The sequence below is a fragment of the Arcicella rosea genome (genome assembly GCF_014204325.1).
GTDB lineage: Bacteria > Bacteroidota > Bacteroidia > Cytophagales > Spirosomataceae > Arcicella > Arcicella rosea_A.
Window position 1 is genome coordinate 37,306 of sequence record NZ_JACHKT010000010.1, and the last position, 25,898, is coordinate 63,203.

Consider the following 25,898-nt stretch of genomic DNA (forward strand, 5'->3'; position numbering starts at 1 on the left):
AATTTTTATTAATGTGATTCTATTTTTGCTTGATAGTGATTGATATCACCTTGTATTTTACGATTCACTTTCTTGAAAATCACGTCAATTCCTTTACTTTTAGAACTGTTCTTAAAAGTATAAAGTAGTGTAAAAATATCATGGTCGATAAAATTGGCTCTTGTCCCATCGAATAATACTTCGTCACCTTCCTTCAAACTCATTAAAATATTTTTGATTCTTGGTTTATTCAAGAAAGATACATCTTTATTAAATTTAACCAATACATTGTTGCCTTCACGAATTACAGAAATCACAGAACGAAAATTGGTAAAAACAACAAATAAAAGCCCGATAAAGGTGCCGATAAAAATGCCAAAAAGTAAATCTTTGAAAATAATAATGGCGATAGTACTTGCAAAAGGAATATACTGATCGTACCCTTCTTTATAAACTCTTTTAAATACAGCTGGATTAGCTAATTTATAACCTATCATTAATAAAATTGCAGCCAAAGCAGATAAAGGAATCCTATTCATCAACATCGGAATAAAAACTACCGAAGCCAATAATAATACTCCATGAACGATTGAGGACATTCTAGTTTTTCCACCTGCATAAACGTTTGCTGAAGTTCTAACAACCACAGAAGTAACAGGAAGACCACCCAAAAAACCAGCAATGGTGTTTCCTATTCCTTGAGCTACAAGTTCTTTATCTGATGAAGATATACGTTTTAGAGGGTCGATACTATCGCCTGCCTCCAAACTTAAAAGCGATTCTAAACTTCCCACAATTGCCAACGTTATCGCAACAGTATAAACATGTGGATTACTTAAAAATGAGAAATCTGGAAAGATTAAAACGTTTTTAAAATCTTGAAAATTATTAAAAATAGGCATTGCCACCATGTGAATTGGCGAATTCCCTAAAAAGTACTCTGGTTTAGCAATGGCATATATTTCATTGATTGAAACACCCAAAAGCACAGCAGCCAAAGCAGAGGGAAATACTTTGAAAAAGCTAATATTTCTCTTTGCCGCATAATCCCAGAAAATCAAAAGTGCTAAACAGGAAAACGAAATAATGACAGCACCATAATTGAAATCGACAAAAGAACGAATTAATTCAGTAATTGTATTTTGATGGTCGGCTACTTGTTCAAATTCAAATTCGCCTTCATAGTCTTGGTCATCTCCTAAAGCATGAGGTATTTGTTTAAGAATAATTACGATACCAATGGCAACCAACATTCCTTTGATAACACTTTCGGGGAAATATGCACTAAATTTCCCTGCTTTTAGATAACCTAAAACAATTTGAATTAAACCTGCTAAAATAACTGCAACAAGAAAACCTGGATAAGAGCCTAAATCTTTAATAGCCGTAGCTACAATTACAGTTAATCCAGCGGCAGGACCACTTACCGAAATTTCAGAACCTGATAAAATTGATACCACAATTCCGGCTACAATTCCAGAAAGCAAACCAGCAAAGAGGGGTGCTCCTGAGGCAAGTGCAATGCCTAAACAGAGCGGAAGTGCTACTAAAAAAACAGAAAGTCCAGATTTCCAGTCAGTTTCTAGTAGTGACTTTTGATAATATTTAATTTTTGACATAATATTTAATAACGTAGTAGCTTTAAATCAAATTTTAAAAGGGAGTATTCCCTAAAATTTAGTGCAAGATTGAATCTTTCAAATAAAATTTGAAAGGCACAAATACACGTTCTTTAAAATGATTTAAACACGAGGTGGTTGAATAATTACATCAAAATGACCACGAAGGATTCGGGAAGAATAAGAAGAAAACAATGTGAGGGCTGAATGATAAAAGCTTTCGCTTAAGGTAATGTCTTTATCAAAAACTGAGTAATTATGTAAAATACAAACTACTTTGTAAGCATCAATATCTTCAGATTCTGGAACATCATCGGTAGCATTTGAAGATGTTTTCTTTTCTGTTTCAGTTTTGTTTTGAACACTTACAATTTTTTCTTTCGGTAAAAAAAAACTTAAATAATGAATTCCACCTACGCTCAATGCGACAAAATGCAAGGTTGAAACCAAGCAAAAAATCTGAAAAGTAATATAAAATTTACTTTTTGCTCTCATGGTTAGGTTTAATTATGTTAGCAAAATTATAACATTTTTGTTCTAAATTTTATACTAAAAGCTATAAAAGATTAAAAATAAAACAAAATTGGGTTATCGAAGCCGATAACCCAATCTAACATTAAACCACATACAAACTAAAATATTGTAATCTTTAATTGAAAAAGACTTGATATTGCATAATGATACCGCCTTTTCTATCTGTTGCATTATATTCTCCCGAAGTATTACTTGTATAAACTGGACGACTTTGATAAGCCAATGTCAGCTTAGAAGTATGACCTGAGAAAAGCCAATTAATCCCTGCATCATAAAATACCATTGGGTCAGCTAATTTTTCATAGTCAGAATATTGAACACTTACGTAAGGCATCAAAGTACCTGCTTTACCCAACATATTATTCGCCATTTTATAGCCTACTTGTCCATACAAAGTTTGTCCTGTACCATACAATGGGGCATTGTTTCCAGCACCATTTAATACTGTACTATTTGCATTACCCGTTGCAGGGTTCAATGGTCCACTTTCTCGGATATAATTTTTCCCGAAATTATAATCAGAAAAAGCAGCATAAGCACTCAAAGCTGTTCCTTTTTCTTTATTGATGGGTGCATCATAAAATACATCTACTGCCAATAAAGTCATGGCTGTTTTCAAAGTATCTTTTCCATTATCAGCTAAATGCCACATGGCATCAGGCTGATAAATAAAACCTGCACCAATGTTAAATACTTTTTTTGTTCCCAAATAAGTACCTACCATATAAGGATTCATGTTTGATTCCTTATCCCAAAATTGATATTGAAAATATCCTTGGGTCTGGAATTTAGGTGGCATCGTTGAAAAATTTGAATTCTTCGTCAAAGCGGTAGCAGCATTAAAACCTGCTGATTTTTGAATTGCCATTGGGTCTGAAAGTGCCAAACGATAATCAAAACCTCCCAATTTCCCTTTAGCATATACGCTTAGTTTTCTTAGGAATTGGTCAGTTACATCATTCGTTGCTTGTTGGTACAGTGGAGCATCTACTCCCAATTGTCCTCCAACCGCCGCCGCTGCAAAACGAGATAATCCACTCCAGCCTGTTAAGCCTCCACCAAGTGACAATTTATTTTTCACAACAGCGTATTCGCCAAGTGCATCGTGGATAAAAAAACCTTGTTTACGATCCGATAAAGCATTAAAATTATTCTCTCCTACTTGTAAATAGATATAAGTACGGTCGGTAATTTGTCCAAATAGTTGTAATCTCAAACGTCGAATACCAATATCTGTCGTAGAAGATTTATCAAAACCGTTAGTGGTTGAACCCGGGTTATTATCATTATATCGTAACCAAGTTTGGTTCAACAAAGTCATTTTTAGAAATTGAGAACCATCTTGATTCAAATATAATTTTCCTTCTTTATAGGTTTGAGAAAAGCTGATAGATGATAACATTAGACCAGCCACTAGAAAAAGTATTTTTTTCATGGAAATTAAATGCTGAAAATTTTGGAGATACAGAGTAACCAATTAGCTACTCTGTATAATTATTACAAAAAAAGAATCAAGCTTAAATTTTTCTTGCTGCCAATTTATGAGCTGAAACAGGCTTATGTTCGTCGAGTCCGATAATTTTAACTGTACCGCCATTTTCAACATAATCATGTTCAAAATGGTGTAAATTCTCCATTACGGAGTGGTCAACAATTTTCGTGTTTTTCAAATCAATCGTTACATTGAAGCCAGCAGGAATCGCATCTAATTTAGATTTAATCCCCAAATAGTTAGTAAATACAGCCGATTTATCAATTTCTACCAAATAATCATCTCCTTCAAAAGAAACCAATGTAGGTGCTTTGAAAAGAGAAGTAATTGGCAAACCATTCACCAAGTGAATGATGATTTTTAAGCCAATACCAGCAGCAATACCTACCAGTAAATCTTCGTATAAGGTAAAGAAAATAGTAATCAAGAAAATAGACAATTGTTCTTTGCCAATTTTGAAAGTATGAATAAACTCTTTAGGATGAGCCAATTTAATACCAACAGTAATTAACATCGCTGCTAAAGCTGTGTTAGGAATCAGTTCGATTAAATGTGAAGCCAGTAAAACAAAACCTAGGATAAAAAAGCCATGAAAGAAATTTGCCCAACGAGTTTTTGCACCATTATTAACATTGGAAGAACTACGTGCTACCTCTGAAATCATTGGTAAACCACCTAAAATTGCGGCTAAAGTATTTCCTATTCCTACGGCAATTAAATCTTTATTAGCATCTGATTTACGACGATACGGATCCAACATATCAATTGCTTTTACCGTCAGCAGTGACTCTAAAGTTCCTACCAAAGCAAACATTACTACATATTTGATAAACATTCCTGTCTGAGCAAAACCAGAAAAATCTACATTTACTTTTATATTTTCCATTAAGTTTCCAATATGAACTAAAGCATAAGCTGGTTCAGTAGTTTGGAAATCCATTGCTAATTCAGCTGGAATTGCTACAATTAGTACAACCAAAGGAGCAGGAATCTTCTTGAAAATAGGATGCTTTATAAAAGGCCAGCCTAACATAATAGCCAAACAAACCACGCCTATCAAACTTGCTTTTGGGTCAAGATGAGCAATAAATGTAGGAATTGCTCCTATCAATGCAATTGGGCCTTTTCCTTTAGTAAGTGCTGGTGCTACATCTAACAAAACAGGAATTTGTTTTGCAATAATAATCAAACCAATGGCAGCAAGCATTCCATGAATAGCTGACAAGGGGAAAAAATCTGCTAATTTACCTAGCTTGAATACGCCAAAAAGTATTTGAACAAGACCCGCAATTACCATAGCACCAAGTGCTAAATGCCAGCCTGTTTCGCCTCCACCAAATTCATTCACCGCTCCTGCCACGATTACAATCAAACCAGCCGCTGGACCTTTGATAGTAAGCCTTGAGCCCATGATAAAACTAACAACTATTCCACCAATAATAGCGGAAACTAAACCCATAATCGGTGGAAATTCTGAAGCTTTTGCAATTCCTAAACTAAGTGGAAGTGCAAGTAAAAAAACTATAAATCCAGATATAGCATCTGTAGAAAAGTTTTCTTTTAATCCTGCGAGGCCATCAAGCGGAGCAGTCAATTTTGTTTTTACTTCCATTTTGAAATTATATTTTTAAATATGTTAGGGACGTTACTCTATGCTTAATTTGAGTTTGAACTCAGATAATATATTTTTTACGAAGACTTATAAGCTACTTCATGATATGTTTTGATGTGTGGTCCAAGAAAAATTCTTGCGTAAAGTCTAACTACAGAAATTCCACCGATAATGAAACTTGAAGAAATCAAAAATGCTAAGAATACTTGGTCTTCGTGAATGTGGCTAAAAATTAAATCTTCACCAATAAAAGTTGAAGTAATCGGGAAGCCTGTTAAGCCTAAACAGGAAACTAAAAACATCATCGCAAATCTTGGATGTTCATAGACATGTCCATTGAAACGATTCAAATCAAGTACTTTTTCGATAGCAGTAAGTTTGCTCAAAGTGAAGTATCCCAACGTTCCCATGATTACGATACCACTCAGGTAAAAAACTGCTTCTTCAACTTTGAAATGCTCGTTGAATGAAATCGCTAAGGCAATCCAGAAATGATTCATGATGATTAATAGCCAGCTCATTCTTGGATTTTTCCTTTCTGAATAAGATTTCAACACCATAATAAACCCAATTAATGAAAACAAACCTGGTAAATACTCATGTAATTCTACCGCTAGATTTTCCTCATTATACAGTAATAGCAATCCAATAAAATACGTAGGAACGAAAAGAAACAACAGCTTTTTTACTGTTAAAAAGTCTAATTTTCTCCCTACATTTTTCAAGGGTTTCCAAACAATATAATCCATGAATAAATCTAAATTCCATTCTTTCAAACTCATCATATAAATAGAGTACTCTACTTTTTTAGGGAAAGAATCTTCAATAGTATGGTGACGTGGGACGAAATTGTAAAACTGTTCACGAATCATATAACTTACAATAGATGGCGAAACAAGTAATTGATACGTTCTCAAGAAAGCATTTCCTGCAAAGTGAAATAATGCCAAATTCTCAAAACCTGCTGCTACTTCTATGAAAATTAAACCAATTTGTGCTATCGAAGCATAAGCAATTTGGCTTTTCACCGACGATTGTACTCTTGCAATTAAAGAAGCAATGAGACTTGTTGAAAACCCAAGTAAAGCAATGAGGATTCTTACAGAAATTTGATGTTCCCAAAAAGGGAAAGTTCTTACCAAAAGAAAAACGCCTAAATGCACCGAAAGCGAACCATAAAAAATAGCACTTGAAGGCGTTGGCCCTTCCATTGCTCTTGGTAACCAAGACGAAAATGGTAATTGTGCAGACTTAACCGCTGCTGCAACTAATATCATAATCGAAATAAATACGCCCGTAAAACTATGACTTTGCAGATGCTCATGTACTAATTCATAGTTACTCAACTTCAAAAAAGTAATATTTTCATGCCATAAATGATGGCTCGCCCACATAGCTAGGATTAAACCAATGTCGCCAATTCTATAAACTGAAAATACTTTAATGGCATTTTTTACGGGTAAATATCTATCACGATAAAAGGCAATTAATAGAAATGATGAAATTCCAAGAATTTCCCAACCTATAAAAAGCGTTTCAAAGTTTCCAGAAAGTATAGCTACATTGTAACCTACATAGAAAAATAAAATCGTATTAAAAAAACGTTTATATCCTTGTTCTCTATGAAGATAATAACGACTGTAAATCGTTACGAGAAACGTTAAAAATGCACCAACCAACAGATATACAACCGTGATTTTATCAAAACAAAAATCAATCAGAAACTCATACTCTTTGGATTTAAAAAGTACAATTTCCTTTAAATTAAGCGTTTCATGACCATGTAAAAGCCAATAAACTAAAAAAACAATAAAGCTAATTAAGTGTACTCCTACCGTTGAAAAAGCAGTCCATGACAGAACACCTTCCATTTTTCGAGGAATTAATAAACTTACTATAAACCCAATGATAGGTATAAGAATAAAAATTTGAAGTATTGAAGTCATTTTGTATTCTTATTTAATTAAATAAACTGGAAAATTTTCTTGATTTGATTCAAGCAAGGTTTCAATATCAGCAACTGAATCTAACTGTTCATGAACAGCCTGATAAGGCACAAAATGACCATTCTCAAATCTAAATACTTTTCTACTTTCAGGATTCACCACAACCAAATGCACCCATTCATTATTGAACCATTCGTAAGTTTCTGGTGCTGTTTTGATTGTATTCAACACCACATCAGGAAAATGTTCAACAATAAAAAGCATCCGAATTGGGTCATGAACTTCAATCATCTGACTAGGCAGACCGGGTCTTAAATCTCCATCAATACCGTTGGCAACTCCAAAAAGCCCCATTACATTATGTGGTAATTTTGAACCAGCACCTAATTTCTGATTATCAACCCTTGAAAAATAATATTCCAGATTAATCCCACCGCAAACTGGTGCGGCTGCTTTCAAAATATTAAAAAGATACTTGCCATCTAAATCAACTTTGTAATTGTAAGAATTCATAAAAGCACGTCTATCTAAAAATAAATCTTTCGATAGCTCTCTTCTTCCAACAATACAAATCGCATTGGTTGCGTGGTTAAGCTCTGGTCTAGGCTCAAAGAGCGAAACCGACCTAATTCGTATTTTTTCATGAATATCCTCAACTGTCAGTTTAGTATCAATTGATTCAAATCTTCTTGACCGTTCTTTCGCATTAAAATCAAGAGCTTTCACAAAAAGTGGTTCATTCTTTTCATGACCAACTTTATTTTTTTCAGAAAGTATATTTTCATCAAAAAACAAAATTTCATCACGAGTTGTATCATGCAAAGCACCTACAAATTGAGTCGTTTCTGGAATGTCAATTCCTTTTGAAGCCAATATTTTTCTTACTTCAATATGATTCAACATATAACTCGCTACTCTCGCATTCACCGAACCTGGTCTTCCACAACAAGCACCGCAATCATAACCTGCATAATGAGTATTATTTACGCTACTCGCTCCATGCCCTACTATATATACGATAGGAGCAAAATCTTTCACTAAACCAATACTCTTTAGCAATCCTTCCATACGTTGAGCCATTTCATCAACAGTAAAACCAATCTGGAGTTCATCTTTTCTTGGATGACTGTGATGATGACCATGTTCAATCGTTAGGGTCGATTCTTTATCCATGTGTTTGAATGAAGAAACCGAAGCGGCACTCATTGATGGTCTGAAAATATTCAAGAACAAACGAAATATAGACCAAAAGCCCAAAGTCTGAGAAAACAACCAGCCACTCAATAAAGAATGGGTTTGTTTAGTAAAATGAGCATCTTTCCCCTCTTTCTTTTTTGAGCCCAGCTCTTTTATCAAGAATTTAGGATTAACTGGTGATGGACATTGCTTTGTGTATGAATTGGCATGTTCGGGCTGATAATAAAACTCAACACCAAAAAATCCTGGTGTACCAAATGTTTCGCAAGCATTATCAAATTTTTCAAGGTATCTACGAATCGAACATTCACGGTCGTCAATACAAAACATTGCTTGAAAACTCTTTTCTTGAATTTCTCTTTTTGTACCTTTTTCAAGTTGAATACCTGCCAATACTTGGTCATAATAAGTCCATTCAAAAGCATCTTGCCAAATTATAAGTACTTGATTCAATTCAGTTTCAGGCACTTCTGCAAAAACATCTTTTGCGTTTTCTTTAACAGTACTTCCAAGTGTTACCCAATTTTCTCCAAATTTGAAGTCAAGTGCATCAATTTCCAATAGCAATTCAAAAACGATTAAATCATGCGTAGAGATTTTCTTATGATCCAATAATGTTTGTGGTAAATCTTCAACGACTGAAACCATTCCCGACCAACCTTGATGGGCAAACTGCTGATCGTAAAGGTATTGCTTATAAAATGAAGCATCGCCCACAAGGATTTTTAACAAATCTTCGATTTTACAATTTCCTTCCAATAATAACTTCCTCGCTCTTTCTGTTTTGAAAAAACTGGTAAAAGTATTGCGTTCCATTTCTCTAATCGAAGCCAAAAATCCTTTGTGAATATTAGGAAAGCTCCAAATTGAAATGCCTTGATCAAGGAAACTACAAAGAATTCTGAACAAAATTGGATGAACTAGCAAATCCATATCAATATGGTGAACTAATTTCCAGTTTGCTCTTAAATTACCAACTCTCGGAGAAATTAACGTGTCATACTCTTTATGGAGCACTTTTTCTTTCCAATCTTCCAGATGCTCCTCTCCCATTCTTTCAACAATCACTTTATCAAGAATAGCTGGACTAATTCTTTTTGAATAATAAAGTGTTCTGAATTCATCCAAACTCAAAAATACTTTATACCCAAATATTTTTGAAGCATTTCTGATAGCTTTATAAAACTTAAGATGTTGAAAAGCATGAAGCGTATTGTGATGAACAAAGTCCTTCAAAGGAGCTTGGGCAGGCAAATAATGCTTGAGTTCATGAAGAATTTCATGTTCATCAAAGGATAAATTGTGTGCTTTCATACGAGTAGTTAAGATTTAACCAAGACTTGTACAGTTGATTGTGCAGTGATACTTATATTTTACTGGAAAGTAAAAATGAAGTACAACAAACTAGCCTATAAAATTTGATTTTTACCAATTGAAAAACCAAACAATACAATCAAGTTCAATACAAGTTTTAGCCAACATTATCAGCGTTAGACTAATAATTTGAAGCAACTTTAATAAAAAATACGTTGAAATAAAGGGTTGATTTACCTTGAAACGGTAAACAATGCAAGCATCAAGGATGATACTTTAGAAAAATATCAAATACGAAAATTGAGGAACAGCACGAAAAGATGATGACAAGTATAGTCTTTCGCTTTAAAAATCGAAGAAGAAAGGTAAGTTTGCTTTAGTACAAAAGCTTTGAAGGTGAAATACTGACTAATTGTAAAGTTGATTTTTGCTAAATCAAAATCTTTACCATTTTCAGAATTTTCTTCAGTTTCATTAATTTCAGTGTCACAGAATTGTGTTCTGGAGGTATCATCTGAAGATTTGAGAAAATGTCTTTTAATGTGTTGATGATGCACATCACTATCAAGATTCATTGGCGAAGCAATGAATTTGAAGCTTACGAGCAACAACAATAAAAGTATTTTCAAAAATTTCATATTGCCGGAATTCTTTGTTGACAAGAAAGTGCATTACAGATGATGGTGGCAATTTATGCCTTTCACTTCAAATTAACATCAATAACACATAATTATTTTACGTTCAACTTAAAAATCATTATAAAGTTTAATTTTTTAACTAAAAATCAATATTAAATTCCTGAAAAAAGAAAAAACTACTTGTAAACAAGTAGTTCTATAATTAAATATTCAGAGATAGGAGGCAAAATCATCAAGCTTGTTTAGAAGACAATTGCCTGCGGAGACAAAATCATGCCTCCGACAGACACTGTACACCATTAACCATTTTTATAAACAAAACTTGTAAAAGTAGCATCTCAAAAAGAGAGATGGAACATTATATGTTAAAGCTTATTTTGAGTTAAGTGAAAATCAAAACAATGCTATACTATGCTAGTAAATTTCAGTACAAATTTAAAAAAAAAATTAGCGATTCAAAATTTTTCAAACACAATTTGAGTTAAAATTGGAAAAAGACAATATTTTATTAATACAGGAGCAAAAAAAATATTAATTTGCCTTAATTACCTCAAATTAGAAATACTTCCAATGAAAAATAGCATTCAAATTGATGCGAGCTCAAGTAAGCCTAAATTCCAACAACTAATAGAATATATCCTTAACGCCATTGAAGAAGGCGAATTAACGAGAGGTCAGCAATTGCCTTCTATTAATGAGGTTTCACAGAACTTTGGAATGGCAAGAATGACTGTAGCCAAAGCCTATGATGAACTTCGAGAAAAAGGAATCATTACTTCTCATCACGGAAAAGGTTTTTATGTTTCTAATACTGATACAAGAAGTCAGTTAAATATTTTTGTGCTTTTTGATGCCCTCACACCTTACAAAGAAATTTTATATGATAGTCTGGTAGCTGAGTTAGGCGAAAATGTTACTTTAAATATTTTCTTTCATCATCACAATCTTAAAGTATTTGAAAATACTATTATCAACCATCTTGGCTCTTATAATTTTTATATTGTAATGCCTCATTTCAATCAAGATGTAAGGGATGTACTTCAAAAAATACCAAAAGAGAAACTCTTGATACTAGACATTGATGTACCCACTTTTGGAACAGACTATGCTATTTTATACCAAGATTTTCAGAAAAATACTTATACCGGTCTGATTGAAGCCAAGGATTTAATTAAAAAATATCAGACTTTTTCCTTGGTTTTAAGCAGTAAAAGTTTTCAATATACTCCTGTTGGAATCATTCAGGGTTTTGAACGTTTTTGTCTTGAAAATAATGTTTCTTTTGAAATTATTTCTGATTTAGAAGAAGAGGAACACCTCCAAAAAGACCATGCTTATTTGGTTTTCCGTGAAAATGATTTGGTTAGATTTATCAACTGGTCGAATAAAAAAGGTTGGAAATTAGGTACAGACATCGGCTTAATGTCTTATGACGATACGCCAATTAAAGAAATCTTGGCTGAAGGTGTTTCAGTAATTTCAAACGACTTTGCGTTGATGGGGAAAAGAGCTGCTGAAATGATTTTAACTCGTCAAAAAGGAAGATTTGTCAATAAAAGTTACTTTATCAAGCGAAAATCTTTGTAAAGTTTAATTTAGAATTGGTGATTTGTGAATATATTTTACTTTTAAAAGTACAAGATACAATTCCATTAAACCTATAAGGATTTAGATAAAACCTAGTAATAAAATACTTAAACTAAAATCCTTATAGGTTTTCATCCTCAATTTATTTTGTCCTAGCTTTGAACTTATTCATCCCCAAAACCTCCGCCCCCTGGTGTCCAAATGGTTAATTTATCTCCTTTATGAGCCGTTATCTCATTGTTTGTCGTAGATGTTCCATTTGTTCTGGTTAATAAATGTTTTCCTGATTTTCCAGCTTTTCCTCCCGTCAAACCATAAGGTTGTGTGCTAATATGTTGACGAAGTAATGAAACTTCTACTTCTTCTAAAAAGGTTACTTCACGCACAATTCCTTCTCCTCCTTTATATTTTCCAGCACCCGCAGAATCATGACGAATTTCAAAACGATTTAGATAAACAGGATAACGTAACTCCATAATCTCAGCATCTGTGATTCTAGTATTCGTCATGTGCGTATGTATGCCAGAGGTACCGTCGAAACCATTTCCTGCTCCACTTCCTCCGCAAATTGTTTCGTAATAACCAAAGTTTTTGTTACCAAATAAAAAGTTATTCATCGTTCCTTGCGATGAAGCCACAATGCCAAAAGCTTTCAGTAAAGTATCTGTTAGTCTTTGACTTAATTCAACATTACCACCTACAACAGCAGGACAATCTGCTGGGTTTTCAGGATAATCAGGATTCAAAATTGACTTTTCTGGAATGATTAATTCAACCGCTTTTAAAATGCCATCGTTCAATGGTATTTTTTCGTTCAATAATAATCTTAACACATAAATCACGACAGAATTGACAATCGCAATATTGGCATTCAAGTTTCCTGAATCAGTTTTTGTACTTCCAGTAAAATCAATGGTGCAATGATTTTCTGTAATTGTTATTGCTACTTTTAAAGGCTCACCATTATCTAAAAACTCTTCTGCTTGATAAATTCCTTGTCCAAATGCTTGAAGTTTTTCTCTCATTCTACTTTCAGAATAAGTCTTCAAACGCTTCATGTAAAAATGAACTTTCGCTAATCCATGTTCCTGAACCAAGGTTTGTAAAGCTTCTTCGCCATTTCGATTTGCCGCTAAAGCTGCATTTAAGTCTGCTAAATTCTCATCAATCGCTCTTGTTGGATACGCTGCTGATAGCAGTAAATGTTTAATTTCATCCCAACGTATTTCACCATTTTTCACCAAATACATCGGAGGAATCACAACACCTTCTTCTGCTAAATTCTTTGAATACGGTGGCATTGAAGCAGGACGAACTCCACCAATTTCAGAATGGTGACAACGATTTACTACGTAACCAATCAATTCATCTTCAAAGGAATATACCGAAGAAATCAAAGTAATATCTGGTAAATGCGAACCACCAAATTTTGGATGATTTGTTACAACCACATCGCCTTTTCCAATTGAAATATGCTTCAACACACTTCTTACACAAACGCCCAAACTACCTAAATGAACTGGAATATGTGGCGCATTGGCGATTAATTCTCCTTCTGCATCCAGTAAAGCACAAGAAAAATCTAGTCGCTCCTTTACGTTCACTGACAATGCTGTTCTTTGAAGTAGTAAACCCATATTCTCGGCAATCGTCATAAAACGATTGGTGAAAAGTTCTAATTGAGTTTCTTGATTATGTACTTCATTATCAAGAATTTCCTCCGATACTTTTTGTATAATGGCTGTTCCTTGACTATCAATTTTCAAAGTCCAACCTTGTTCTATAACGGTTGTACTAAAAGGGTCTAATAACAAAGCAAATCCATTGATGACAGCACCATTTTCCAACTGATTTCTGAAATATACTGGAATATTTTGCCATTTTTTATTGAAAAAAGCCTTTACAGTATGATTTGCTTTGGGGAAGTTTTCGTTTGCAATTTCAGCTTCTGGAGTCACTTCTTTTTCCGAAAACTCAAAAGCATTTACTCTGATACTTTCTAATTCAATCGCTCTGTTTTCTATCCAATGACCAAAAATAGCATTGTATTTTTCTTTGAATGTAGCTAACATTTCATCGAAACTTTGCCATGTTACTTCTATCGTTGAATCTTGTCCTTTGAAACGAAGATATAAAGTATGACTTTTGAAACGAATATTTTCATTGGCTACTCCATCGTTTTCTAAAGTCTTGATAACTTCATCTTCTGCTTGTGTGAACAATTCTTTTAGTTGTATCTCTAATTTCTCATCAAAAATTGATAATACTGAGCGTTCTGAAAAGCGTTCTACTTGTGCTTTATCAATGCCAAAAGCTGAAAGTAATCCAGCATCTTTTGGTAAAAGAATCGTATTGATATTTAATAAATTAGCAATTCCACAAGCGTGTAAACCGCCTGCACCACCAAAAGCGACCAATGCGTAATCATGGATTGAATACCCTTTTGAAATAGATATTTTGCGAACTGTATCTGCCATTTTTTCATTGGCAATAGCTCTAAATCCTTCTAAAATCTCTTCTTTTACAGGTTCTTTACCTGTCTTTTGGGCAATATTTTGTAATAATTCTTGCAGTTTAGCTGCTGCTTTTTCTGGAAAAACAGGAATGCTAAATTGTTGAATATCTAAGCGACCTAATAATAAGTTGACATCCGTAATGGTTAAATCTCCACCTGCACCATAACAAGCAGGGCCTGGCATTGAACCTGCACTTTCGGGGCCAACACTTAGTTTAAAACCATCAAATGAACAGATTGAACCTCCGCCTGCTGCTACAGTTTCTATGGCTAATGAAGGACTAAAGATTTGTCCGCTGCCAATTTTCTGTGAGAATTGATAATCAAAATTTCCATCATAACGTGCTACATCGGTACTTGTTCCACCCATATCGAAAGTTACAATTTTCTGAAAACCAGAAGCTTTGGCAATATATGCCGCACCAACTACGCCTCCTGCTGGGCCTGAAAGTAAACTATCTTTGGGATGAAAATGATGAGCATTCACTAAACTTCCTGCACTTGTCATTACTTTAAAATGCTTATCTGGAATTTGTGAACTGATATTATTGATATAAGTATGAATAATTGGAGCAAGATAGGCATTCACAACAGTTGTTTCTGCTCGATTCAAAAACTTGATTTGCTTACTTAATTCTGTAGAAATATTCACGTATTGAAAGTGTTTTAGTAATATTTCTTTCAATGTTTTTTCGTGAATATTGTTGCGATAAGCATTTTTCAAACAGATGGCTATTGCTGAAATTCCTGCTTCTTTTAATCTTTTGGCTACTATTTCTATCGCTGAAATATCTATTTCATCAATGATATTGCCATCTTTATCAATTTGCTCTTTTACTTCAATTACTTCACTATAAAGTGGTTCTGGACGAACAATATTCAAGGCAAAAATATCTGTACGTGACTGATTACCAATCACTAACAAATCTTTAAATCCTGCTGTTACGAAAAAAGCTGTCTTCGCTCCTTTCATTTCTAAAAGTGCATTTGTTCCTTTGGTAGAACCAATTCTAATTTGAATCGCTGGAAATTCTTCTTTTAATCCTGTTTGGGTAATTAGTCTCGCTCCTAGAACAGGAGCTTCTTCAAAAGCTGTTAATGCAAAACTCATTACTCTATTTTGCAATGATATAGGTAAAGCTTGGTCTAATGTTAGAGTATTATTGGCTACATCAAAACTTACAACTTTTGCTTCAAAATCATGATTCAATAAAGTAAAAGTATATCCTTCAAGAATATCTCTTTTCAAAAACCAAGAAGCTTTTACTGTGAAAAGTTGTGGATTAATTTGCGATACAATTTCGCCACGAAGTGAACTGTTAGAGAGTATTTTGTAGCGATATTGTTTCCCATCACTATCAGAGGCAACACAATCGGTGAATGTGCCACCAGTATCTATTGAAATGTAGTAGGTTTTTTGCATTTTTTTTTAGATTTGAAGACTTGAAGACTGGAGGACTAAAGGATTTGAGGATTTTGAGACAAGATGATTTAGGATAACGCTATAGATTAAAAGAATCAATTAATTAAAGGATAGAATTTTAAATTGTAATATTGATGAAAGCTGTTTAAACATTCCCTATTTTCCAATTAGCGGGTGAATTAATTCACCCGCTAATTGGAAAATCTACAATCTCCTTATTCTTGCAGTCCCAAAATCCAAAAGTCTTAAAGTCTTAAAATCCTCTAGTCCTAAAATCCTACAGTCTCCAAAAACTAAAAATCCAAATGCACATTAATCCATTCTCCATCCATTCTTGTTCCGAATTTTTTGTAGAAATTAATGGCTGGTTCGTTCCAATCTAATACTTGCCACATCACTCCAGTACAAGCATCATCTTTGGCTTGCTGAATCGTTGCTTCTAATAATTTTTCACCTAACCCTTTTCCTCGCATTTTTTCAGAAACGATTAAATCTTCCAAATACAAACGCTTTCCTTTCCAAGTAGAATATCGGTAATAATACAAGGCTAATCCTAGTACTTCACCTGCTACTTCTGCAACAATGCTTCCAAAGATTGGATTATCGCCAAAACCATCCACATACATTTGTTCCACTGTATTGGTTACTTGTTCTGGAGCTTTTTCGTAAAGTGCTAATTCTTTGATTAACTCAAACATCACAGGTACATCTTCACGAATACCTTTTCTGATAATAACTGACATTGGAATATTTTTAGGTTAATGGTTTTATTCGTTATTCACATAAGTATCCCATTTCTGGATTACTTGTTGCATTTCTTCTGGGAGTTCTGTATCAAATTGTAAAAACTCTCCTGTTTTTGGATGAATAAATCCTAATGACTTTGCATGTAATGCTTGTCTCGGACACATCTTAAAACAATTACCTACAAATTGTTCGTATTTAGAAAATACCGTTCCTCTCAAAATTCTATCGCCACCATAAGTAGTATCGTTGAACAATGGATGACCAATATGTTTGAAATGTACTCTAATTTGATGCGTTCTTCCAGTTTCTAAATTACATTGAACTACAGAAACATAGCGTAATTTCTTCAATACTTTATAATGTGTTGTAGCATCTTTTCCCATTGAACCATCTGGGAAGACAGTCATAATCTTACGGTCTTTTAAACTTCTTCCAACATGACCCGTAATTGTTCCTTCATCAGCTTTAGGTTCTCCCCAAACTAAAGCATTATAAGTACGTTCAATACTATGATCAAAGAATTGCTTTGCCAAATGTGTCATCGCTGTTTCTGTTTTGGCAATTACTAATAAACCAGAAGTATCTTTATCTATTCGATGTACTAAACCCGGACGAATTTCTCCATTGCGATGTGTCGGTAAATTTTGGAAGTGATACACCAAAGCATTCACTAAAGTACCTTCCCAATTGCCATGTGCTGGATGTACAACCATACCCGCAGGTTTGTTTACAACTAGCAATTCATCGTCTTCATAAACAATATCTAAAGGTATATTTTGTGGGATAATCTCTGTATTACGAGGCGGTTCTGCTAACAAAATCGTAATAACATCTAATGGTTTTACTTTATAGTTTGCTTTAACGATTGCCTCATTTACTCTGACTGCACCCGTTTCAATAGCATCTTGAATTTTATTCCTAGAAGCATTTTGCATTCTTGACATGAGATACTTATCTACCCTTAAGATACTTTGTCCTTTGTCAACCTCAAATCGGTGGTGTTGATACAATTCTTCTTCTTCGTCTTCTATTTCTTGCATATATTTGGCATTAAAAATCAAAATTAATCAAATACCGCCATGTTTCAATTACCTCATTCTCCTTTAACGTTAATAAAGGATGCTGTGTTAGCATCCTACAACATAAAATTATACATTAAAAGAGATGATTTAATTCACCCAACTGTAACGGGAAATAAATGGAGAAAACTAAAATTCAATCTAATAGAAGCGAAAGAAAAAGGATTTGACCAACTATTAACTTTCGGTGGTGCTTATTCTAATCACATTTATGCAACGGCTGCCGCTGGCAAAGAATTTGGGTTTAAAACTGTAGGAATTATTCGTGGAGATGAACTAACGCCAGATTCAAATGATACTTTACGATATGCCCATGATTGTGGTATGGAATTAATTTTTGTTACTCGCCTTGATTATAATTTTAGGAATAGATTAACCCGACAATACGGAGAAAAGTTTTATGTATTGCCAGAAGGTGGCACAAACGATTTGGCAATAAAAGGAGTAAATGAAATGGTTGATGAAATTTATGAGGTAATCGACCCCGACTTTATTTGTTCTGCCGTTGGTACTGGTGGAACTTTAGCAGGTATAGTGAGTGGCGTTAGAGGTACAACAAAAGCCATTGGCTTTGCTTCATTAAAAGGGAAAGGTTTATTGAAAGGACAAATTGAAAAGCTTTTACCTTTTGAAAAAGAGTTTGAACTCAACGAACAATATCATTTCGATGGCTATGCTAAAACTACTCCAGAACTGATTGAATTTATCAAAGGCTTTGAAGAAAGAAATAATGGCATTCAACTCGAACAAGTTTATACAGGCAAAATGATGTTTGGGATTTATGATTTAATCAAGCAAGGATATTTTCCAGAAAACTCAAATATCGTAGCTGTTCATACTGGTGGTTTGCAAGGACGAAGCGAGGAGTTGAAATAAGGTGTGAGCTTTCAGCTTTTGGATTTCAGCAATCAAGTTTCTTTGTTAATAAAAAATAAAGCTAAAATCTGATTGCCGAAATCCGTAAGCTAAAAAATAAAACCCATCCTCTCCTACAAAATCTCACCAACATGTTTCTGGATATTCTTCGACATCATTGTCAATGGTAAATCGTTATCATCTACACCAAAAGGATTTTCAATTTCTTCTGCAATAATTTCTAAACTTGCCAATACATAAAACACAAAAACTACAATTGGCACAGCGATATAACCCAAACTAAATACATAGCCAAAAGGCAAAGACATCACATAAAAGAAAATAAACTTCTTGATAAAAACAGAATAAGAGAACGGAATCGGCGTATTCTTGATGCGTTCGCAAGCACCACAAATATCAGTAAATGCACGAAACTCTTCATTCAAGAAAAGTAATTGTGTCCCACTAATGATTTTTTGATTGTACAAATCATTCAAACGAGTGTACATCAAAGCTGCAATATGATTGGGCTTATGTAGTTCATGGTCGATAATAACGTTAGACTGAAATACTTCGCTTTCTCGTTGATGTCCCCTGAGATGTCTTTTCAAGGCGAAAGCATATTCTACAATATGTTCTTTAAAAAATGTTCTGTTAAGCTCATCGTCTTTAGGCAACACGGCATTGATTTTCATCGCTAAGTTTCTGGAAGTATTGGTTAAACTTCCCCATAGCTTTCTTCCTTCCCACCAACGTTCATAAGCAGTATTGGTTCTAAAAACCAAGAGTAACGAAATCACAAAACCCAACATTCCATGCAGAATAGTAATGTTTTTGAGATGACTATTTTCGCCTAAATTAAACACTTGTATTTCTAAAAATGCAACCAAAGCCACATAAATCGACAAACTGATTATCATTGGCATCAACTGACGAACAGTATCACTTTTATGAACTCTGAAAATAAAGGTAAACCATTCTTTAGGGTTATAATTAATCATTTTAGTTTGATGGGTTTAATAGATTTAGGAATGATGACCTTAGCAAATATACTACAAGGCTTCTATTTTCAAGTAGAAGCCTTGTAGAAATAAGCTCAATCTAATCATTTTAAAAAACGCATGATATACTCATTGATTTCTTTTCGCTGAGCCTCATTGGCATTATCGTCCATATCATTATGAATAGTATTATTTAATTTAATGATGGTAATTCCGTATTTCTTTTGTTCTTCAAGGCTTGGTAAAACACCCTCATCTGCAACTTGGTCGCTCGAACGCAAAGAGTATAATTTTGGTTGGGCAGTTCTAGGAAAAGGCATTCTTCTACTATCCAATGAAATTACTTTATATACCAAATCAGGATGTTTATGAGCAAACAAAACTGACATATCTCCCCCATTTGAATGCCCAATAAGTATTACATGTTTGAAATCTAACTGAGATTGAGTCTTTTTTAATTCATTCAACACAAAGAGAATATTATCACTCCCTCTTTCCCAAAATGGACGCCTCACTATTTGTGGAATTCCAGTTGTTGGTATTAAATCATCGTTGGGTAATTCGTGTTGAATACTGGCTACGAAATATCCATGAGTAACCAAGTATTTTGCAATAGAAGTATATGCTTTATTTGAGCCACCCTTGTTTTGCCAATACCCATGACTAACAATTATCAATGGCTGATTCTTTAGTTTTTTAGTACTTTGCGGAAAATACAAAGCTACAGGAATTTGTCTATTCCTAGTTTTATCAAAAAGCATAAGGCTATCTTCAAGAACTTTAAAGCTCGTAAAAACTAATGGAGAGGATTGAGCAATAGAAGGTTTTACACAATTGAAAAGAACTACCGAACAAAGTAGAAAACTACAGATTTTCTTGTACATGGGTTTGAGGAAAATGAAGTTAATTAAAGGGTTTTACGAACAAAAAGCATCGTTTCTACAAATATACTTAGATGAAATATTTAATAGAAAAACTATGCTGAAAAGCGTAAAAACAACATCAAAACTGTAAGAAAAAAGATATTGAAATAATTGACGATTTTCTACCGATTGACCTCTTTTAAATAAAGTTATATATTTTAAAAAATAAACTAATTAACTATTAATGAGCTACTTATAAAAAAACTCTTTATTACATCAGAATTTTGTTTGTTTACAATGGAATATTATTTTCAAGACACAAACAATGGCGATAGCATAAGCACAAAATTACTCTATTCAACCAATAGGATTTTTTTTTACAACTACGTATATTTGTTGAGAGTCAACCATCAATTATTAAACTAAAAATCCTTATTCAATGAAAAAACTATTTGCAATCGTTCTGCTTGCACTTCCAATGGCTGTTCATGCACAAAAAGTAAAACCTAATGTTCATGTAAAAGGAACACTAAAAAACATTAAAGATACTCTTTCTATTATCTATGCCAATTATTCCGCTAATGGTAAAAGAGTAGTAGATAGCGCCAACGTAGTTAATGAACAATATGCCTTTAATATCAACGTCACTGAACCTGTAAGAGTACAGTTTTCTGCTAAAAATGCGGCTAATAAAAAAGCTAGACTTACTCAAAGAAATGTTGCTAGTGTGTTTATCGAACCGGGTATTATTAATGTTGCTAGTGTAGATTCATTTACCAATGTTAGCGTAAAAGGTTCTAAAGCTCATATTGAATTTGAGAAATTGAATCTGGCTTCAAAACCTTATGAAAGCCAAATGCAAGAATTATATAAGCAATATTCAGCATACAGTAAAAACAAAGACAAAGTTGCTACCGATAGAGTTGAAGCATCAATTGATTCGTTGGATGAAATACAAAGAGAAAATGTTTATGGAACTTATTTGAAGAAAAATCCAAACTCTCCGATAGCTTTATATACTTTAAAAACATATTCAGGTTATGAATTGCTAGTTGATAAAGTAGAACCTCTTTTTAATTTATTATCAAGCACTGTTAAATCTTCTCCTGCTGGACTAGAGTTTAAAGCTAAAATTGAAACGGCTAAACTTACTGGCATTGGCAGAGAAGCGTTAGATTTTACGCAAAATGATACTTTAGGCGTAGCTGTTAAGTTATCTTCTTTAAGAGGTAAATATTTATTAATTGACTTTTGGGCAAGTTGGTGTGGCCCTTGTAGAAGAGAAAATCCAAATGTTGTAAAAGTATTTAATCAATTCAAAGACCAAGGTTTTCATATCATCGGTGTTTCTTTAGACCAACCAAATGCCAAAGAAAAATGGTTAAAAGCCATTCATGACGACCAATTAACTTGGACACAAGTTTCTGATTTAAAATATTGGGATAATGAAGTAGCCAAACTTTACGGTATTCAAGCTATTCCACAAAACTTATTATTAGATCCAGACGGTAAAATCATTGCTAAAAATCTAAGAGGAGAAGCTTTAGGAAAGAAATTGGAATCAATTTTCAGTAAGCAAACTAATGTAAAGAGCGAAGTTCAATCTAAAGGAAAATAAAGCGTAAAAACATATTCTTTGAAAATTAAAATCAACAAAAAAGCGGTCGAAAAACTAATTTCGACCGCTTTTTTTATGGATGTTGGATTTGATATTACTTCAATACCTCAACAGAAATCTTACTGTCACCATATACTCTGTGAGTCGCTTTTTGGAAATCACTTTCTTTAGCTTTATAGATATTTTCTACGTATTTCTGTGGGTTAATATCAAATAATGGAAATACAGTAGATTGCACCTGAATCATGATTTTATGTCCTTTTTTGAAAGTATGCAATACATCTTGCAAACGGAAATTGATGTCTGTTACTTTATTGGCAACTAAAGGTTCTGGCTTGCTAAATGAATTTCTGAAACGTGAACGCATAATTTCACTTCTTACCATTTGCTGATAACCACCTAAAGTAATATGTGTTGGCGTGTAAGGGCTATTCTTTTCATCACCCGGATATACATCAACCAATTTCACAAACCAGTCGGCATCAGTTCCTGTTGTTGAAATTTTTAATTTCGCCATGATTTCTCCACCCAAAGTAATATCCTCCGTCAACACATCTGTTTCAAAAGTCAAAACATCAGTTCTACTTCCTGCAAAACGTTGGTCTTCACTCATGTAATTTCTTGGACTAAATCCTAAAATCTGTTTTGGGTCTTCTGTGTAAGGAACAGGTTTTGATGGGTCAGAAACAAATTCTGCAAAGCCTTTTGCTGGAGTTCCTGTGGCAATTTTTCCATTTGGATTCAAGTAAAAGTCTATTTTTTGAGCTGTTTTAACAGGATATTCAGCAAATTCTTTCCATTCTTTTTTTCCAGTATCAAATAATGTTGCTTCTGCTAATTTGCTGTTGCCATCGCCTGCTTCTTTCAAGAAATGTTTAAAGAATTTTAATTCAATGTTTTTCTGATAATGCGTAGCAATACTATCGCCAAAGTAAATATTTGAATGGAAATGGTGTCCATTTTCACGAGACCAATCACCATGACCGAAAGGTCCCATAACAATTGAATTGTAAATATTTGGATTATTTTTCTCAAGTGTTTTATAAATAGAAAGCGGACCGTATAAATCTTCAGCATCAAACCAACCACCAACAACCATGATGGCAGGTGCATTCTTGATATTTTTTAGATGTGGAAGAATATTTCTTTTTTGCCAGAATTCATCATAATTAGGATGTTCTACATGTTCTTGCCAAAAGAAATTGTTGGCATAGTTTTCTCCGAAATTTTTGAGTGGAGACATTGTTTTATACCATTCAAAACCATCAAAAGTTTTGATTCTTGGAAATTGCTCATCATACCAAGAATTAGTTGTAGGTTTTGGATGCTGAACACCAAAGACTGGAAATGTTAAACCATAACCCATTGTAAAAGCTCCATTATGATGAAAATCATCAAAGAAAAAATCTGCAATAGGTGCTTGTGGTGAAGCGGCTTTTAATGCTGGATGACCACACAAAGCACCAGCAATCGTATAAAAACCAGGATATGAAGTACCGAATTGACCAACGTTTCCATTATTATTAGGTAAGTTTTTCACTAACCAATCAATGCTGTCATAAGTATCAGAAGCTTCATCAATATCTTTATTACTGTTTTTGTTTGCAATATGCGGAGTCATGTTTGTAAAATTGCCTTCCGACATCCAGCGTCCACGCACGTCTTGGTCAACAAAAATAAATTTCTCACGCATCAAGTATCTTGAGTTCGAAATCAGATTAGGTAATTGGTCTTTACCATAAGGAGCGACGCTGTAACAAGTTCTTTTGAGAATAATTGGATATTTTTTGTTGGCAGAGGCATCCTTAGGCGTATAAACATTTGTGAAAAGTTTAACACCATCTCGCATTTCGATTTCGTATTGCGTCTTGACATAGTTTTCGTGAACAAAGACAGAATCTAATTGAGCAACCGTTAGCTTTTGAGCTTGATTATAAAATGAAAAGCAACAAAGAGCAAATAAGAGTAATAATTTTTTCATGTTATTGATGAATATTTATTGAGTAAAATGCAATTTATAAAGTAAATTAAGGATTGATATAATGATTTGTGTTTACCAAGTTTTAGCAAGAGGAATGATAATGGTAGAAACTACTTTATCTTCAATTTCTTCAATTTTCAAGGAAGCTTCTCCGCTGTATTGTAACTCTAAACGTTTCTTGAGATTCACCAAACCAATGCCACCATCATATCGTTTGGTTTCATCCTGCTTCACAAAATTTCCCGTATTGATTACTTGCATCATTAGGTTATCATCTTCTTCAAAAATTTTTACGTTAACTTCTCCCCCATTTTTTAGTTTAGCAATACCATGTTTGATAGCATTTTCAATAAGAGTACTCAACGAAATTGGAATTATCATTTTATTAATAAGCTTTTCATCGATGTCAAAGTAATACATGAGCCTTTTATCAAACCTGATTTTTTCTAGGAAAAGATAAGCTTTGGTGAGTTTTAGTTCTTCTTCCACTCGTACTGTTTGAGATTCCCCAATGTTGAGAGATAAACGTAGTAAATCTGAGAGTTGATCTACCGCTTCACGGGCTTCGTGATGGTCTATCACCATTAAAGCTTTGATACTATTGAGTGCATTAAAGAAAAAGTGAGGATGTAATTGTGTTTTGAGAGCATCTAATTCCGATTTGATAAGCATTTTTTCCATCGAAATCATTTTCTCATTTATCATTTGTTTCTGTGTAACATACCTAAGAATATGAAAAAAGAAAAACCAAGGAGTAGTTACCCAAATATCATCAACAAACAGACCGAAATAATCGCCAAAAGCAGTATAATTACTTTTTAATATTTCACTTGAAGTGAATTTAATATCTAAAATAAAAAATAGAAAACCCAGTATAATATTCCCGATGAGTGGGAATAAAAGAAATGTTTGAATAGAGGATTCTTCAGGTTCGTATTTATCTACAAACAGTTTGTAAGTATGTGTTGTAAAAAGCCCAAATATGAATACTGAAGAAAAGTATTGAAATAAAAGATTGTAGGTTGCATCCTCTTTGATGGTATATTTCGAGGCCATCATGGCGATGAGTAACCAGCTAGAAACTTGCATTAACCAATAAATTTGTCTGAGATTCATATAAGAAAATAGCGTAAATAATATTTAATCAGATGTAAAAGGTTCTTAGGCTTTGTTTAGCAAACAAAAATGAACTTTTTTTCTGATTAATACCACAAAACATAAAAAAACCTTTGTACTAGCTTGTACAAAGGTTTTTAAGTGGAGACTATGGGATTCGAACCCATGACCTCTACGCTGCCAGCGTAGCACTCTAGCCAACTGAGCTAAGCCCCCAAGAATACTTACAAAAGTATTCAATATGAATTAGTAAGCAAAATTGAAGTATGAATTTCTTAGAAATTGTATCTTACTCCCAAACCACCCTGAGGATGTGTATAAAAGAATGAAGGAACAAGTTCTAAGTATAGTCCTAATTCTCCAAAAACTGATAAAGGTGAATCTGGAACACCATACTCTAGTCCAGCTTGTCCAACGCCGCCAATTCCAGTGTTGGGTGTTTGTTTACTCGCCAAAATATATGAACGAGAAGTAATTTGCCCCCCAAAACCATAATAACATCTCAAAGGAGAATTGCCTAATTGCTGATGCCAAAGATAAATTCCACTAAAAGAAATCCCAGCTCCATCAAAATTACCATCTCTGTAAGGGCTTCTTAACCCCCAAAGTGCACCATAAACACCAACATTTAGTTCTAAAGCATTTTTATCATTACTTAAATAATGACGAATTGTTAAACCAGATGGGTCACCCAATTTGGCACCAACAGCCCAAGTTTTGTACTGCGAAAACCCAGAAAAACTTAATAACATTAAAGAAAAGATAAAAGCAATTTTTTTCAT

18 protein-coding genes and 1 tRNA gene are annotated in these 25,898 nt (G+C 33.6%); 3 read left to right on the forward strand and 16 right to left on the reverse strand.

Features of this window, described 5'->3' with window-relative positions:
* Positions 1-8 precede the first annotated feature (8 nt).
* The 7 genes from HNP25_RS08620 to HNP25_RS08650 form a co-directional block, all read right to left on the reverse strand.
* Complete coding sequence (locus HNP25_RS08620; RefSeq protein WP_184133341.1) at positions 9-1,598, reverse strand: SulP family inorganic anion transporter; 1,590 nt, start codon at positions 1,596-1,598, stop codon at positions 9-11.
* 123 nt (positions 1,599-1,721) lie between these two features.
* Positions 1,722-2,093 carry a hypothetical protein gene (locus HNP25_RS08625; RefSeq protein WP_184133342.1) on the reverse strand — a complete coding sequence of 124 codons (372 nt, stop codon included), beginning with the start codon at positions 2,091-2,093 and terminating at the stop codon, positions 1,722-1,724.
* 154 nt (positions 2,094-2,247) lie between these two features.
* The gene (locus HNP25_RS08630; RefSeq protein WP_184133343.1) at positions 2,248-3,567 is read right to left on the reverse strand and encodes a hypothetical protein; all 1,320 of its coding nucleotides are present in this window, start codon (positions 3,565-3,567) and stop codon (positions 2,248-2,250) included.
* Between the two features lie 82 nt (positions 3,568-3,649).
* Positions 3,650-5,236 carry a SulP family inorganic anion transporter gene (locus HNP25_RS08635; RefSeq protein WP_184133344.1) on the reverse strand — a complete coding sequence of 529 codons (1,587 nt, stop codon included), beginning with the start codon at positions 5,234-5,236 and terminating at the stop codon, positions 3,650-3,652.
* A 77-nt stretch (positions 5,237-5,313) separates the two neighbouring features.
* Entirely contained in the window at positions 5,314-7,182 is a 1,869-nt protein-coding gene (locus HNP25_RS08640) for a proton-conducting transporter transmembrane domain-containing protein (RefSeq protein WP_184133345.1), read from the reverse strand.
* A gap of 9 nt (positions 7,183-7,191) precedes the next feature.
* Entirely contained in the window at positions 7,192-9,693 is a 2,502-nt protein-coding gene (locus HNP25_RS08645) for a YbcC family protein (RefSeq protein WP_184133346.1), read from the reverse strand.
* Positions 9,694-9,980: 287 nt separating this feature from the next.
* Entirely contained in the window at positions 9,981-10,331 is a 351-nt protein-coding gene (locus tag HNP25_RS08650; protein ID WP_184133347.1) for a hypothetical protein, read from the reverse strand.
* A 570-nt stretch (positions 10,332-10,901) separates the two neighbouring features.
* Here HNP25_RS08650 and HNP25_RS08655 point away from each other — a divergent pair.
* The gene (locus HNP25_RS08655; protein ID WP_184133348.1) at positions 10,902-11,918 is read left to right on the forward strand and encodes a GntR family transcriptional regulator; all 1,017 of its coding nucleotides are present in this window, start codon (positions 10,902-10,904) and stop codon (positions 11,916-11,918) included.
* 164 nt (positions 11,919-12,082) lie between these two features.
* On the opposite strand, the gene HNP25_RS08660 is transcribed toward HNP25_RS08655, so the two are convergent.
* The 3 genes from HNP25_RS08660 to HNP25_RS08670 all read right to left on the reverse strand — a co-directional run bounded on the left by HNP25_RS08660 (position 12,083) and on the right by HNP25_RS08670 (position 17,643).
* Positions 12,083-15,856 (reverse strand): hydantoinase B/oxoprolinase family protein, encoded by a 3,774-nt coding sequence (locus tag HNP25_RS08660; protein WP_184133349.1) that lies wholly within the window; start codon positions 15,854-15,856, stop codon positions 12,083-12,085.
* Positions 15,857-16,149: 293 nt separating this feature from the next.
* The gene (locus HNP25_RS08665) at positions 16,150-16,599 is read right to left on the reverse strand and encodes a GNAT family N-acetyltransferase (protein ID WP_184133350.1); all 450 of its coding nucleotides are present in this window, start codon (positions 16,597-16,599) and stop codon (positions 16,150-16,152) included.
* A gap of 24 nt (positions 16,600-16,623) precedes the next feature.
* Complete coding sequence (locus HNP25_RS08670) at positions 16,624-17,643, reverse strand: RluA family pseudouridine synthase (RefSeq protein WP_184133351.1); 1,020 nt, start codon at positions 17,641-17,643, stop codon at positions 16,624-16,626.
* A gap of 39 nt (positions 17,644-17,682) precedes the next feature.
* On the opposite strand from HNP25_RS08670, the gene HNP25_RS08675 reads away from it, so the two are divergent.
* Complete coding sequence (locus tag HNP25_RS08675) at positions 17,683-18,558, forward strand: 1-aminocyclopropane-1-carboxylate deaminase/D-cysteine desulfhydrase (RefSeq protein ID WP_184133352.1); 876 nt, start codon at positions 17,683-17,685, stop codon at positions 18,556-18,558.
* A 113-nt stretch (positions 18,559-18,671) separates the two neighbouring features.
* On the opposite strand, the gene HNP25_RS08680 is transcribed toward HNP25_RS08675, so the two are convergent.
* Both HNP25_RS08680 and HNP25_RS08685 read right to left on the reverse strand, forming a co-directional pair.
* Entirely contained in the window at positions 18,672-19,538 is an 867-nt protein-coding gene (locus HNP25_RS08680; protein ID WP_184133353.1) for a bestrophin family protein, read from the reverse strand.
* 104 nt (positions 19,539-19,642) lie between these two features.
* Positions 19,643-20,422: an alpha/beta fold hydrolase gene (locus tag HNP25_RS08685; RefSeq protein ID WP_184133354.1), complete on the reverse strand. Its 780-nt coding sequence runs from the start codon at positions 20,420-20,422 to the stop codon at positions 19,643-19,645.
* A gap of 418 nt (positions 20,423-20,840) precedes the next feature.
* Here HNP25_RS08685 and HNP25_RS08690 point away from each other — a divergent pair, with 418 nt between their 5' ends.
* On the forward strand, positions 20,841-22,019 hold the full coding sequence (locus tag HNP25_RS08690; RefSeq protein WP_184133355.1) for a TlpA disulfide reductase family protein: 1,179 nt from the start codon (positions 20,841-20,843) through the stop codon (positions 22,017-22,019).
* Between the two features lie 94 nt (positions 22,020-22,113).
* Here the strand turns inward: HNP25_RS08690 and HNP25_RS08695 are convergent, their stop codons facing one another.
* The 4 genes from HNP25_RS08695 to HNP25_RS08710 all read right to left on the reverse strand — a co-directional run bounded on the left by HNP25_RS08695 (position 22,114) and on the right by HNP25_RS08710 (position 25,898).
* A complete protein-coding gene (locus HNP25_RS08695) occupies positions 22,114-24,000 on the reverse strand; it encodes a CocE/NonD family hydrolase (RefSeq protein WP_184133356.1) in 1,887 nt (628 codons plus the stop codon).
* A 72-nt stretch (positions 24,001-24,072) separates the two neighbouring features.
* Entirely contained in the window at positions 24,073-25,089 is a 1,017-nt protein-coding gene (locus HNP25_RS08700; protein ID WP_184133358.1) for a sensor histidine kinase, read from the reverse strand.
* Between the two features lie 169 nt (positions 25,090-25,258).
* Positions 25,259-25,332 (reverse strand) — tRNA-Ala (locus HNP25_RS08705).
* A gap of 59 nt (positions 25,333-25,391) precedes the next feature.
* Entirely contained in the window at positions 25,392-25,898 is a 507-nt protein-coding gene (locus HNP25_RS08710; RefSeq protein ID WP_184133360.1) for a hypothetical protein, read from the reverse strand.